13 protein-coding genes are annotated in these 13650 nt (G+C 65.0%); 4 read left to right on the top strand and 9 right to left on the bottom strand.

The window, feature by feature from the left end; all coding sequences use genetic code 11:
* Positions 1-107: 107 nt before the first annotated feature.
* Both hpaR and cobT read right to left on the bottom strand, forming a co-directional pair.
* Positions 108-563 (bottom strand): homoprotocatechuate degradation operon regulator HpaR, encoded by a 456-nt coding sequence (gene hpaR, locus E0501_RS11025; RefSeq protein ID WP_137701414.1) that lies wholly within the window; start codon positions 561-563, stop codon positions 108-110.
* A 198-nt stretch (positions 564-761) separates the two neighbouring features.
* On the bottom strand, positions 762-1775 hold the full coding sequence (cobT, locus tag E0501_RS11020; protein ID WP_137701413.1) for a nicotinate-nucleotide--dimethylbenzimidazole phosphoribosyltransferase: 1014 nt from the start codon (positions 1773-1775) through the stop codon (positions 762-764).
* 79 nt (positions 1776-1854) lie between these two features.
* Here cobT and cobS point away from each other — a divergent pair, with 79 nt between their 5' ends.
* On the top strand, positions 1855-2610 hold the full coding sequence (cobS, locus tag E0501_RS11015) for an adenosylcobinamide-GDP ribazoletransferase (RefSeq protein ID WP_137701412.1): 756 nt from the start codon (positions 1855-1857) through the stop codon (positions 2608-2610).
* Between the two features lie 189 nt (positions 2611-2799).
* Here the strand turns inward: cobS and E0501_RS11010 are convergent, their stop codons facing one another.
* The 5 genes from E0501_RS11010 to E0501_RS10990 form a co-directional block, all read right to left on the bottom strand.
* Complete coding sequence (locus tag E0501_RS11010; protein WP_137701411.1) at positions 2800-3309, bottom strand: CarD family transcriptional regulator; 510 nt, start codon at positions 3307-3309, stop codon at positions 2800-2802.
* Between the two features lie 269 nt (positions 3310-3578).
* Positions 3579-3917, bottom strand: coding sequence for a ferredoxin FdxA (gene fdxA, locus E0501_RS11005; protein ID WP_137701410.1), 339 nt, complete (start codon positions 3915-3917; stop codon positions 3579-3581).
* An 84-nt stretch (positions 3918-4001) separates the two neighbouring features.
* Positions 4002-4355: an RNA-binding S4 domain-containing protein gene (locus E0501_RS11000; protein ID WP_205123484.1), complete on the bottom strand. Its 354-nt coding sequence runs from the start codon at positions 4353-4355 to the stop codon at positions 4002-4004.
* Between the two features lie 3 nt (positions 4356-4358).
* Positions 4359-7169: a helicase-related protein gene (locus tag E0501_RS10995; RefSeq protein WP_137701409.1), complete on the bottom strand. Its 2811-nt coding sequence runs from the start codon at positions 7167-7169 to the stop codon at positions 4359-4361.
* 19 nt (positions 7170-7188) lie between these two features.
* Positions 7189-7749 (bottom strand): tetratricopeptide repeat protein, encoded by a 561-nt coding sequence (locus E0501_RS10990; RefSeq protein WP_235857814.1) that lies wholly within the window; start codon positions 7747-7749, stop codon positions 7189-7191.
* A gap of 72 nt (positions 7750-7821) precedes the next feature.
* On the opposite strand from E0501_RS10990, the gene E0501_RS10985 reads away from it, so the two are divergent.
* Positions 7822-8112 (top strand): SCP2 sterol-binding domain-containing protein, encoded by a 291-nt coding sequence (locus tag E0501_RS10985; RefSeq protein WP_137701408.1) that lies wholly within the window; start codon positions 7822-7824, stop codon positions 8110-8112.
* A 3-nt stretch (positions 8113-8115) separates the two neighbouring features.
* Positions 8116-9081 (top strand): alpha/beta fold hydrolase, encoded by a 966-nt coding sequence (locus tag E0501_RS10980; protein WP_137701407.1) that lies wholly within the window; start codon positions 8116-8118, stop codon positions 9079-9081.
* 21 nt (positions 9082-9102) lie between these two features.
* Here E0501_RS10980 and E0501_RS10975 read toward each other — a convergent pair whose 3' ends face one another.
* The gene (locus E0501_RS10975; RefSeq protein ID WP_137701406.1) at positions 9103-9912 is read right to left on the bottom strand and encodes a universal stress protein; all 810 of its coding nucleotides are present in this window, start codon (positions 9910-9912) and stop codon (positions 9103-9105) included.
* A 157-nt stretch (positions 9913-10069) separates the two neighbouring features.
* Here E0501_RS10975 and E0501_RS10970 point away from each other — a divergent pair, with 157 nt between their 5' ends.
* Positions 10070-11890, top strand: coding sequence for a M3 family oligoendopeptidase (locus E0501_RS10970; protein WP_137701814.1), 1821 nt, complete (start codon positions 10070-10072; stop codon positions 11888-11890).
* 277 nt (positions 11891-12167) lie between these two features.
* On the opposite strand, the gene E0501_RS10965 is transcribed toward E0501_RS10970, so the two are convergent.
* Positions 12168-13562: a cytochrome P450 gene (locus E0501_RS10965; RefSeq protein WP_161594600.1), complete on the bottom strand. Its 1395-nt coding sequence runs from the start codon at positions 13560-13562 to the stop codon at positions 12168-12170.
* Positions 13563-13650: the final 88 nt, after the last annotated feature.

Here is a 13650-nt window from a genome sequence, read left to right as displayed (position 1 = left end):
CCTCTCGCTCCCGCGTGCCAGCTTTCCGGCACAGCGCGTCGGGGTCAAGCACCCTGCTTCATCTTGCCAGAAATACTCGGGGGGTCCGGGGGCGCCGCCCCCGGCGCTCAGTCCAGGTCCAGCGCACTCAGGTCGTTCAGAAGGTCCAGCAACTGATCCATCCGCTCCCGGCCAAACCGCTCTTCCAGCCGGGCAAAGATCGCGTTGCTCTCCGGCGCCGCCGCGCGCAACAGCGCCACGCCCTCGGGCGTGATGTCCAGCAGCACCTTGCGCCGGTCGCTGGGATGATCCTTGCGCGCGATCAGCCCCTTTTTCTCCAACAGCTGCATGATCCGCGTCAGGCTGGGGTTCAACAGGCAGGCCGCCTGCGCCAGGTCCTTGGGGTCCATCGTGCCGCGCTCATCCAGCACGCGCAGCACGCGCCATTGCTGCTCGGTCACGTCCGCCTTGTTCAGCATCTGGCGGATGGGCGCCATCATCGTCTCTCGCGCGCGCAGCATCGCGATAGGAAGCGACCTTGTGGTCGATGGCAGGTCCGGCCGAACATCGGTGTCTTTCGTCATGGTCTTTCTGTGGCCGATTTCTGCCGCGCCGGCAAGTGCGCGAATCGTTCCATCACCGCGCGCCGGGGTAAGGAAACGAAGCCTTAACGAATGCCGCGGCGCGGCGGTGCACGCCCGGCAGCCGCAAGTCAGCCGCGGGTCACCCCCGCCCCGTTGCCGCGCCGCGGCGCCGTTAACCTGACCGCGCGCAGCTTCGCTTCAACCCTCCGAAACGCCCGCCTCGGCAAAGGTCGCCATGCCCGAATGACAGGCAATCGCGCCTTTCAGCACGCCCATCGCCAGCGCCCCGCCCGAGCCCTCGCCCAGCCGCATGCCAAGGCGCAACAGAGGCTCTTTTCCCAGCTTTTCCAAAAGCTTGCCATGCGCGGCCTCGGCGCTTTGATGGCCCGCCACCGCATGCTCCAGCGCGCCGGGCAGCGCCTCGTGCAGGCAGGCCGCCGCCGCGCAACAGATAAACCCGTCGAGGATCACAGGAATGCGTTCCACCCGCGCCCGCGCGATAGCGCCCGCCATCGCCGCCAGTTCGCGCCCGCCCAGGCAGCGCAGCACATCGAGTCCATCAGTCATCTCACTGGAATTGCGGGCTTTTCCCTCGCGCACCACCCGCGCCTTCAGCGCCAGGCCGTCCGCGTCCACACCGGTGCCCCGGCCGACCCAGTCCTCGGCCTCCCCGCCATAAAGCGCATGCGCCACCGCCGCCGCACTGGTCGTATTCCCGATCCCCATCTCGCCAGTGACCAGCAGGTCGGCTTGCGGGTCCACCGCGTTCCAACCCGTTGCAATCGCTTGCAGAAACTCCGCCTCGCCCATCGCGGGGCCTTGGGTGAAATCCGCCGTCGGCCGCGCCAGCTCCAGCGCCAGGACATCCATCTTCGCGCCAAAGGCCCTGGACAGCTGGTTGATCGCGGCCCCCCCGGCCTCGAAATTCAGCACCATCTGCGCCGTCACGTCCGCCGGAAAGGCCGACACGCCCTGCGCCGTCACACCGTGGTTGCCCGCAAAAACAATCACTTGCGGGTGCTCCAGCGTGGGTCGGTCGGTGCCACGCCAGCCCGCGTACCAGATCGCCAGGTCCTCCAGCCGGCCCAATGCGCCCGGCGGCTTGGTCAGCTGCCCGTTGCGCGCCTCGGCCCCGGCCCGCGCCACGTGGTCCGCGCCCGGCGCGGCAACCAATTCTTCACGAAACTGCGCGAGACTTTCAAAATTGCCCATGGAATCCCCGTTGATTTGGCTTGGCGCCCCGTGTTTAACGGAAACGCTTCCGCCCTCAAGGCCAGAAACGGACAGGTTCATGCGCGAAAACGCCCCCCTGGCACAGCCCCGCGATCTCGCGGTCGCGCTGTCTCTTCTCACGCGCCTGCCGCTTTCCCTACCCGATCACGCCTATGCCCGCGGCGCCGCCAGCGCCTGGGCCTGGCCGCTCGTGGGCCTCGTCGTCGCGGGCCTCGCCGCAACGGTCGCGCTGATCGCGCAAGCCGTTGGAATTCCTTACCATCTTTCCGCACTTCTGGCCCTCGCCACGCTCGTGCTGATCACCGGCGCCATGCACGAAGACGGGCTGGCCGACCTGGCCGATGGCTTCTGGGGCGGCTTCGCCCCGGCCCGCCGGCTCGAGATCATGCGCGACAGCCGCATCGGTGCCTACGGCGTCATCGCCCTCGCCCTGTCCCTCGGCCTGCGGGGTACCGCGCTCGCCACGCTGGAAACCACAATGATCGCCGCGCTTTTCGCCAGTGCCGCGCTCTCGCGTGCCAGCATGGCCGCGACCATGCGCGCCCTGCCCAATGCCCGCACCGACGGTCTTTCGCACAGCACCGGTCGCCCCGCGGCGCGCAGCGTCGCGCTGGCCGCGGGCCTCGCCCTGCTCAGCGCGCTCCTGCTTTGCGGCTGGGCCGGCCTCTGGGCCGCGCTGGCCGCGCTCGGCGTCATGGCCGCCACCCAGGCCCTTGCCCGCGCCAAGATCGGCGGCCAAACCGGCGATGTCCTGGGCGCCACCCAGCAACTCACCGAAATCGCGGCCCTTCTCGCGCTCACCGCAGCGCTCTAGGCGCCGGTTCTTTCTTGGCAAAAATACTCGAGTCCCGACACCACCAAATACCACCAATGTCTCAAGGTCATCCGCGCCCCGGCGGCGGCGGGGTGGGTGGGCGCCACCGCCGGGGCGCCCCACCACGCGCACAACGAAAAACCGCGCCCCCTCCGGGGACGCGGTCAAATCCTGGAAAATCCCGGGAAATCAGGCGGCGCGGCTCAGCAGAACCTCGTCCACCTGTTTCGCGGCTTCCACCTCGTCACCGCCCGAAACGGCGGCCACTTCGCGGGTCAGGCGTTCCAGCGCCGCTTCATAAAGCTGGCGCTCGGAGTAGCTCTGTTCGCGCTGGTCATCGTTGCGGTGCAGGTCGCGCACCACTTCGGCAATCGCGATCAGGTCGCCCGAATTGATCTTCTGTTCGTATTCCTGCGCCCGGCGCGACCACATCGCGCGCTTGACCTTGGCCTTGCCTTTCAGCGTCTTCATCGCCTGGCTCACCACGTCGGGGCTCGACAGGCCGCGCATGCCGATCTCGGTCGCCTTGTTGGTGGGCACCCGCAGGGTCATCTTGTCCTTCTCGAACGAGATCACGAACAGCTCCAGCTCAAAGCCGGCGACTTCCTGTTTCTCGATCGAAACGATCTGGCCCACACCATGGGCCGGGTACACAACGTAATCATTCGGACGAAACTCCGATTTCTTCGACTTGCTCATGCAGCTTTTCCTCGCATCGCATCCCCGACAGTCCACCGGCATATTTGGTCGCAAACGTCACCTGCGGGGAACTCGCGCACCCCTGCAGGGTCAAAATTTGCGCAAAATAATCCATCCTGGGAACAGCGGCTCGCGGGATAGTGTCAGGCAGATCTCGTCATTTGAAAAAAATATATAACACGAATCGCGCATATTTCAAAGCGCCACGGCGAAACCCGCGCGTTTTAGCCTTTCAGATGAACGGCTTGGCCAGATTGTCGCAGCCGGCTTCAGCCGCCTTCGCCCGGATTCTCCGAGAAGTACTTATCCAGTTTGCCGGTTTCCCCGTCGCGGTCCTCGGCGTCAGGCAGCGGGTCTTTCTTGGAAATGATCACCGGCCACATTTCCGAGTATTTCCGGTTGAACTCGACCCATTTTTCCATCTCCGGCTCGGTGTCGGGCCGGATCGCGTCCGCCGGGCATTCCGGCTCGCAGACGCCGCAATCGATGCATTCGTCGGGATGGATCACCAGCATGTTCTCGCCCTCGTAGAAACAGTCAACGGGGCAGACTTCAACGCAGTCGGTGTATTTGCAGGCGATGCAGTTATCGATCACGACATAAGTCATATCGGGAATCCATCATTAATCGGCGTCGGGCCCTAGCTAATTCAGTCCTCCCGATCATTCAAGCGCCGGGTTGTCACATCGCGTTCACTCGCCGCGCAGCGCGTCGATGGCGCGCCGGTCACGCTTGGTCGGCCGCTCTCCACCGGCGCGCGGGCGCGGTGCCTCGGCCTCGGGCGTCAGGTCCTCGTACAGCATCTGCGCCTCGGGCGCCGGGCCGCGCCGCTCGCCCACGGCCAAGATGCGCACCACCCGGATCACCCGGCCCTGGGCAAAGGTCAGAACATCGCCCGGGCCCACCGAATGCGCCGGTTTCAGCGCCTTATCGGCGTTCACCCGCACATGCCCGCCGCTCACCTGCTTCGCAGCCAGGCTGCGGGTCTTGAAGAACCGCGCATACCACAGCCACTTGTCCAGCCGGATCCTGCCGCCCTCGCCCAAGGATCAGCCCTTGTCCTTCAACCCCATCAGCGCTGCTGCAAAGGGGTTGTCGGGGTCGATCTGGTCTTTTTTCTTCTGCGGTTTCGACTCGAAGCGGCGCGCGCCCTGCTGCGGCTTGCCGCCCCCGCCCTCGCGGCGGGGCTTGCCGCCCTTGCGGCCCTTGGGTTTGTCGCCGCGCGGCCTGCCGCCCTCGCGGCGGGGTGCGCCCTGCTTCCGCCCGCCCCAGGTGAAGGTATAGAACGCCTCCAGTTCCGGCGTATCCTCGGCATCCGGGCCGGTTATGGCGCCGGTCGCGTCGGGCGTTTCGCTCACTGCCTCGGCCGGATGCGCGTCCGAAGACGGCACCTCGACGGGCCGGTCGGCCTCTGCGTCGCCCTCGGGCGTCTCGGCTGCCTCGGGTTGCGCCTGCGCGGTCTCACCGGCCTCGGGCGCCGGTTTCACCTTCTCGCGTTCGCCCTTCTCGGCCTTGTAGCCCAGCCCCTGCATCAGGTCGGCGAACTGCTCCAGGGTCATGCCGGTGATCGACAGCATGTCGGGGTTCGCCTCGAACCCCGCGCGGCTGTCCTGCGCGCGCAGCAGGTCGGCCAGCCGTTCCAGCATGTCGATACGGATCGCCCGCTCACCCGCGCTGCGATAGCCGCTCATCGCGTCCACGCCGGGCTCGGCATCCTTCGGCACCGGCACCGTCACCAGGCCCGGCGGCGGCGCCTCGGGGAAGGTCTCCAGCCCCTTGGCCAGCGACCACAGCACCAGCCGCAGACGCGTCGGCGCGGGTTTCAACAGCGCCGGCATGAAAATCGTGAACTGGCCGAACCGCACGCCGTGCTTGCGCAGCGCGCCGCGCGCGTCCTGGTCCAGCGCCTTCACCTCGTCGGCCACCTCGGCGCGCGGCACGATGCCCAGCGCCTCGACCAGCCGGAAGGCGAACCCGCGCGCCAGCCCGGTCAGCGCCTCGTCCCGGCTCATCGCCAGCAGCGGCTCGAACTGCGTCGCGATCTTGCGGTCGATGAAATGCTGCAGCCGGCGGGTGACCTTCTGCACCACCTCGTCGCCCGCTTCCTCGTCGACAAAGGCCTTCACCTGCGGTTTCAGCGGTTCGGCGCCGGCCACCAGCTTGCCCACCGCGTGCTCGCCCCACATCAGGCCGCCCTGCTCGGTGAAATCCAGCTCGGTGTCGGGTGCGTTGTAGAACCGGTCGGCCCGCAAATGAAAATGCGGCGCCAGCGCCTGCATCGCGGCCTGCCGCAATGTCTTGGCCTCCTGCCCGCTCGCCGATTTGTCCAGCGCAAACCGGAATCCCTCCAGACGGCCGGCAAGATGCCCTTCGACCGTCACTTCGCCCTTGTCGTTCACTTCGGCCAACATGGCCTCCTTCTGCTTGAGCCGCCGCAACAGCACGCTGGTGCGCCGGTCCACGAATCTTTGCGTCAGCGCGCCATGCAGCGCATCCGACAGTCGGTCTTCTACCGCGCGGGCCTCGCCGCGCCAATGCTCTTCATCAATCAGCCAGCCCCGACGCTGTGCCACATAGGTCCATGTGCGGATAAAGGCCAGACGTTTCGACAACGTGTCAATGTCGCCATCCGTCCGGTCGATCCGGCGAATCTGCCGCGCGATCCAGTCCTCGGGCACGTGCCCGTGCTCGTGCAGGAAGCCGAATATCTTCTCCAGCAGGCCCGTATGCTCGGCATGGCTGATGCCGCGGAAATCCGGAATCCGGCACACATCCCACAAAAGCCGCACCGACGCGCCGTCGCTGGCGCGCGCGCGCACCTCGGCCTCGCCCGCCAGCGTCTTGAGCGCCATCAGGTCGTCGGCCTCACGCGCCCGCACCAGCAGATCGTCCTGCGGCTTGGCCTCCAGCGCGTGGATCAGCGCGTCCACCGTACCGAACTGCAATGCCGCGTTGCGCCACTGCAGCTTGCGGATGGGCGTGAACTGGTGCGCCATGATCGCCTCGGCCACCTCGTCGGGCAGGGTGGGCGCCTCGCCGGTCACGCCGAATGTGCCGTCGCTCATCCCGCGCCCCGCGCGGCCAGCGATCTGGGCCAGCTCGTTCGGCATCAGCGGCCGCATCCGCCGCCCGTCGAATTTCGTCAGCGACGAAAAGGCGACATGGTCGATATCCAGGTTCAGCCCCATGCCAATCGCATCCGTGGCCACCAGGAAATCCACCTCGCCCGACTGGTACATTTCCACCTGCGCGTTGCGCGTGCGCGGGCTCAGCGCGCCCATCACCACCGCCGCTCCGCCCCGCTGGCGGCGGATCAGCTCGGCAATCGCATAGACGTTGTCGACCGAAAACCCGACGATGGCGCTGCGCGGCTGCATCCGCGAGATTTTCTTCGCTCCGGTATAGACCAGCTGGCTCATCCGCTCGCGGCCCACGAAGGTGACGCCGGGCACCAGCGCCCGGATCGGCCCGCGCATCGTGTCGGATCCCAGGAAAACCGTCTCCTGCAACCCGCGCGCGCGCAACAGGCGGTCGGTAAACACATGGCCCCGCTCGGGATCGGCACAGAGCTGGATTTCGTCCACCGCCACGAAATCGGCGCCCAGCCCCTCGGGCATCGCCTCGACCGTGCAGACCCAGTATTGCGTGCGCTCGGGCACGATGCGCTCTTCCCCGGTCACCAGCGCCACCACGCTCGGCCCCCGCGCCGCGACGATCCGGTCATAGACCTCGCGCGCCAGCAGGCGCAGCGGCAGCCCAATCACGCCGGTCCGATAGCCCAGCATCCGCTCGATCGCGTAATGCGTCTTGCCGGTATTCGTGGGGCCAAGGACCGCCACGATCCGTTCGTCTCGGTGCATCGGAAAAGTCTTCCCCGGTTCAGAGCTCGGCGCCGTTCACCCGGCGCCCCAGCCGCTTGATCGCTTCTGCCGCGCGTTCATGGTTCGGATGTAGCCCCAGCACAAGGCTATAGGCGTCATAGGCCTGCTCGCGCCGGTCCAGTTGCTCCATGATCACGCCCAGGCCGAAAATCGCCTCGTAATGGCGCGGGTTCAATGAAAGCACATGCTCAAGATCGCCCAGCGCTAGGCCATAGCGACCCATTTCGAAAAACGCCGTGGCCCGCCCATGCCAGCCTTCGGCAAAATCGGGCGCGTGGTCTATCAGCGCGCCGTAATGTTCCACCGCGGCCTCGGGCCGGTCATCCTCCATCGCCTCGCGCCCGCGCTTCAGCAACAGGTCCATCGACGGCGATCCCGACTGCCGCCACTGCATCTGGATTTCGCGCTCGATCCGCGCCGCCTCGACCGTGTCGGCCGTTTTCAGCCGTTCGAACAGTTCATCCAGCGTGGCCTGTTGCGCGGCCACGGGCATGGAATACATGACTGTCGCGAAGGCTGCCGCGACGATAGGTTTGAGATTGGCTCGAAACACGCTCATAGTGCCATCGAATGTAACGTCGGTTGCGAAAAATGTTAGCCCCCGCAGCCAGGAACAGAAAGGTAAAATGAAATGAGCGACGTGATTACCCAGGCCGTCAGCGCCCTGAACGACAAGATGGGCGGCGAAGGCTTCGCCGGTTCGGCCAAATTCGTCATCGAAGGCGAAGGCTCGATCATCGTCGACGGCGGCGGCGCCCGCGCCAGCGACGACGCGGCCGATGTCACCCTGACCGCCGATGTCGATACCTTCCAGTCGATGATGGAAGGCGACCTGAACCCGACCGCCGCCTTCATGAGCGGCAAGCTCACCGTCGATGGCGATATGGGCATGGCCATGCAGCTGGGCAGCATCCTGGCCTAAGTCATGGACGAGGCGCCGTTTTTCGCCGATATCGCTGACGGCCCCGACGACGGGCGCGCCTTCTGGCTCACCGCCGAGGGCGGCACGCGCATCCGCGTCGGGGTCTGGGCGCAGGGGGCGGCAAACGGCACCGTGCTGCTCTTCCCCGGCCGCACCGAGTATATCGAGAAATACGGCCGCACCGCCCGCGATTTCGCAGATCGCGGCTTCTGCACCTTCTCGATCGACTGGCAGGGCCAGGGCCTGGCCGATCGCATGGTCGATGATCCGGCCACCGGCCATGTACACTGGTTTTCGGACTATCAAAAAGACGTGAAAGCGATGGTCGAGGCCGCCCGCGCGCTGTCGCTGCCCGAACCCTATTACCTGCTCGCGCACTCGATGGGCGGCTGTATCGGGCTGCGCGCGTTGCACGAAAACCTGCCCGTGGCCGCCGCTGCCTTCTCCGCCCCGATGTGGGGCATCAAGATGACCCCCACCACGCGGCCCGCCGCCTGGGCGCTGGCCTGGGGCGGGCGAATGTTCGGCTTTGGCCATCTCTACGCACCGGGCACCACGGGCGGCGATTCCTATGTCATGGTCGCCCCGTTCGAAGACAATCTTCTGACCACCGATCCCGACATGTATGCCTACATGCAGGACCAGGGCCGCGCCCGGCCCGAACTGCTCCTCGGCGGGCCCTCGCTCCGCTGGGTCCACGAAGCCTTGAAGGAAACGCGCGAACTTGACCGTTTGCCCTCGCCGGTGCATCCCGCGATCACCTTCCTGGGCACCAACGAACGCATCGTAGATCCCGATCGCATCACCTCGCGCAAGGCGCGCTGGCAGAACGGCACGCTGGAAGTGGTCTCGGGCGGCGAACACGAGGTGCTGATGGAAGGCCCCGAAACCCGCGCCCGCGTCTTCGATCAGATGGCCGCGTTCTTCCGCGAACACGCCTCAGGCACCCCCTACGCCGTCAGCGTCTGATATCATCAGGCCCTTCGCTCGCTATGCGCGCGCTATCAAAAGGTCCGTGGGCGGATCGCGGATCAGTTCCGCGGCAAAACCGCCCAACCGGTGCAGCGCGCGGCCCGCACGGGTGTGAGCGCCGATGGTGATAAGGTCGGGTGAAAACTCCCGAAGCCGGATGGCAAGAACTTCGCCAACCCCACCCAGGATCAAGTCGGGCTGCGGCACATCCAGATCAAGCGCGGCATGCCATGCTTTGGCTTCGCCGACGATTTCACGGTGAATCTGTTTGCCGAAATCGCTTTCTGCCCCGCCAGTAAAACCACTGAAGGGCACGTGCCACGCATGGCACAGTTCGTACTCCGCCTCGGGCGCAATGACACGCGCGACGCGCAGTGCCGACGCGCAGGCCGGTGAAAATGACACCGGTGCAAGCACCTTTTGATAATTCGTACTCTGCAAGCCCTTTGCCAGAAGCACCGGAACACGCGCCCCGGCGACCAGCCGTTCCATCGTGGTCTGCCGCACCCCGTCCAGAACCGCGCGGTGACGGTGCAGACCCAGCACGGCAAGGTCCACCGAGTTTCCGTTGATGTGCCGTAAGAGTGTTTCGGTCGGGTCACCCGCCTCGACATGGATCTCGCATGCCAAATCAGCGGCCGGAACGATCTGCTCAAGGTGCTGGCGCACGCGCTCCGTCAGGTCTTCAATGATGCGGGAAGGATAATCGTCATCGACGACCGAAACCACCGACAGCGAAGCGGCATGCGCCTTCGCGATTTGTGCGGCGCGATGCAATGCCCGATCCGAGCGCTCTGAAAGATCCGTCGCAACGAGTATTCTTTGCATTTTAGGTATGCCCTCCCGCTTTCGATCCAACTTGAAACCGACATAGGCGCCGCCGGCACCGTTTCAAGCCGTCGGGACGATGGCGCGATCTCCCCTTGAGACCATCCCGGACGCGGCCTATGTCTGAGCGCATCACATCTTCGAAAGGCCCGCCATGTTGTTCCAACTCCCCTTCCCCGTCCGCGACGCCAACGCAACCTCCGGAGGGAAGGAACTGGGCGACCTGCCCGAATGGGACCTCACCGATCTCTACAAATCCGCCGATGCGCCCGAACTGGCCGCCGATCTCGACTGGCTCGAAACCGCCTGCGCGCGTTTTGCCACCGATTACGAAGGCAAGCTCGCCAGCCTCGATGCCGCCGGCCTGCTCGAATGCGTCCAGCGCAACGAAGCGATCAGCACCAAGGCCGGGCGCATCATGTCCTATGCCGGGCTGCGCTACTACCAGCTCACCACCGATGCCGAGCGCGCGAAATTCCTCTCCGACCATCAAGAAAAGATCACCAACTTCACCACGCCGCTGGTGTTCTTCACCCTCGAGCTGAACCGGATCGAGGATGAGAAACTGTCGGCAATGTTCGCCGAAAATGCCGATCTCGCCCGCTACAAGCCGGTCTTTGACCGCATCCGCGCGATGAAACCCTACCAGCTCTCCGATGAGCTGGAGAAATTCCTCCACGATCTCGGCGTCGTCGGCGACGCCTGGGAAAAGCTCTTCGATGAAACCATCGCCGGGCTCGAGTTCGAGCTCGACGGCGAAACCCTGGGCATCGAGGGCACGCTCAATTTCCTCACCGACCGTGACCGCGCCAAGCGCGAGGCCGCCGCCCGCGAATTGGCGCATGTCTTCGCCGAAAACGTTAAAACCTTCGCCCGCGTCCACAACACCCAGGCCAAGGAAAAAGAGGTGATCGACCGCTGGCGCAAGATGCCCAGCGCGCAAACCGCCCGGCACCTCTCGAACGATGTCGAACCCGAGGTGGTCGAGGCCCTGCGCAACGCCGTCGTCAACGCCTACCCCAAGCTCAGCCATCGCTACTACGAGCTCAAGCGCAAATGGCTTGGCCTCGACAAGATGCAGGTCTGGGACCGCAACGCGCCGCTGCCGATCGAGGAAACCCGCACCATCGGCTGGGACGAAGCACGCGAGATGGTCATGACCGCCTATGCCGGCTTCGATCCGAGCATGGCCGACATCGCCAGGCCCTTCTTTGAAAAGGGCTGGATCGACGCAGGCGTCAAACCCGGCAAGGCGCCAGGCGCCTTTGCCCACCCCACCGTCACCGAGGTGCACCCCTACGTGATGCTCAACTACCTCGGCAAACCGCGTGACGTGATGACGCTGGCGCACGAACTGGGCCACGGCGTCCACCAGGTGCTTGCCGCCGGTCAGGGCGAAATGCTCAGCCAGACACCGCTGACGCTTGCCGAAACGGCATCGGTTTTCGGTGAAATGCTCACCTTCCGCCGGATGCTCGACAACGCCACCTCCGACACCCAGCGCAAGGTGCTCCTGGCCGGCAAGGTCGAGGACATGATCAACACCGTCGTTCGCCAGATCGCGTTCTACGATTTCGAGTGCAAACTGCACGACGCCCGCCGCGGCGGTGAACTGACCCCCGACGACATCAACGCGCTGTGGATGAGCGTTCAGGCCGAATCCCTCGGCCCGGCCTTCGAGTACATGGACGGGTACGAAACCTTCTGGTGCTACATCCCGCATTTCGTCCACTCGCCCTTCTACGTCTACGCCTACGCCTTCGGCGACGGGCTCGTGAACGCGCTCTACGCCGTCTACGAAGAACAGCCTGAAGGCTTCCAGGACAAGTATTTCGACATGCTGCGCGCCGGCGGCTCCATGCACCACAAAGAGCTTCTCGCCCCCTTCGGCCTCGACGCGTCCGACCCGACATTCTGGGACAAGGGCCTGTCGATGATCTCGGGCTTCATCGACCAGCTCGAAGCGATGGAAGAGTAAAATCACCGCCCCTGCCACCAGATCAGCTTTTTTATGCCGTGACTTCGCCGCGATTCGCCTCTAGCGTGTATTTGTCCGCATTACGGAGTAATCAATGAAAAATACGATTGCGCTGCTTTTCCTCGCAGTTCTCGCCACGGGCATATTTTTTTGGCAAACTGAAATCCGGTCATCCGACAACCCGGCATATTCCAAGGAACAATAGGCCCTCCGGCCGTCGCCCTCCTCGCGAAACCACAGCGGCCAGGGCGGCGCAGACTGCGCCTTGATCACGGCGTCACGGACCGGCGTGGCGGGCCTTTTCGCGCCTGAACGCGACATGAACGCCACCCTGCGGAATCAGCGTCGCCGACGGATAGGGCTCCACCGGGCGGTCTCCGCGCCATTCGATCGCCCCGCTCTGCAGGATGGTCGCCAGGGAAAGGGTCGTCTCCAGCATCGCCAAGCTGTTGCCGATGCAGATCCGCGGCCCACCCCCGAACGGCAGAAAGGCATAGCGCGGAAGCCGCTGCGCCAGCCCGTCAAGCCAGCGTTCAGGGCGGAATGCATCCGGGGTCTCGTAGTACCGGGGATCACGGTGAAGAACCCAGGGCGCAATCAGGATCTGCGTGCCCTTTGGACAGTGATAGCCCTTGATCTCGCAGTCTTCCGTCGCCTCGCGCCCGAACATCCAGCCAGGCGGATAAAGCCGCATGGTTTCCATCACCACCGCCTGCGTAAGCTTCAATTCCGGCACGTCAGCACTGCTTGCATCCCGCTCGCCAAGCACCGATGCAATCTCCGCCGTGACCTCCGCCTGGATGTCCGGATGCCGCGCAAGCAGGTAAAGCGCCCAGGTCATGGCAAGCGCCGTGGTTTCATGGCCAGCAAGAAGCACGGTCACCGCTTCATCGCGGATCTGCTTGTCGGGCAATGGCTGGCCGTTCGCATCCTGCGAGGCCATCAGCGAAGACAGGTAATCCGTGCGGCCCTCGATGCCATTCTGCCGGCGTTCCCGGATAAGACGGTTCACCACACCGTCGATCTCGGCGATCGCCTTCAGGTAACGCCGGTTCGAGGGCAGAGGCACCCAGTCGGGTATCAGCACCGGACGCCGGAAACGATGCGCCATTTCCTCCAGAAGAAGGCTCAGCGCGCGCTCCATGATCTCGACCTCGGATTCCGCATCCGCGTCGAACATGGTGCTCGTGACGATACGGAACATCAGGTTCATCATGTGGGGATGGACATCGAAGGTGGTGTCGTCCTGCCAGCGATCCACCGCCTTCCGGGCAAGTGACACGATCAGCGCGTCGTAGTCCTGCACGCGCCGGGGCGTGAAATGCGGCGCGGCAAGACGGCGCTGATGCTGCCAGAGATCTCCGTCGCTCGAAAGAAGCCCCTGGCCGAACACTGCCGTGATCTGGCGCCAGATCAACGGAGTCTTGATGAACTTGGTATGGTCACGCACCAGGATCTGTTCCAGCGCATCCATATCGCTGACCAGCCATGTGCGCCAACCGGCAAGGTTCATATCGACGATATCGCCGTATTTCCGGGTGGCTCTGACCGGATATCCCAGTTGGTCACCCGCGAACGCGGGCAGGCTGCCAAGCAGGGGCAGGCCGTCGTCCGGCCTGGGCGGAAACCTGCGAGGCGTGGCACCGGGCTGCTCGTCCCGTCTCCGGCTCATTTTCATTTTTCCAAGTCTCGTGGCTTGCCGCGTCGTTTGTCATTTCCGAGTATATGGCCCGTACCCGGAAATCGGAAACTCTTTACGC

The organism is Marimonas lutisalis (assembly GCF_005434965.1).
Taxonomy (GTDB): Bacteria; Pseudomonadota; Alphaproteobacteria; order Rhodobacterales; family Rhodobacteraceae; genus Marimonas_A; species Marimonas_A lutisalis.
The sequence above is the reverse complement of the archived record's forward strand: the minus strand, read 5'-3'. Positions and strand labels throughout refer to the sequence as shown.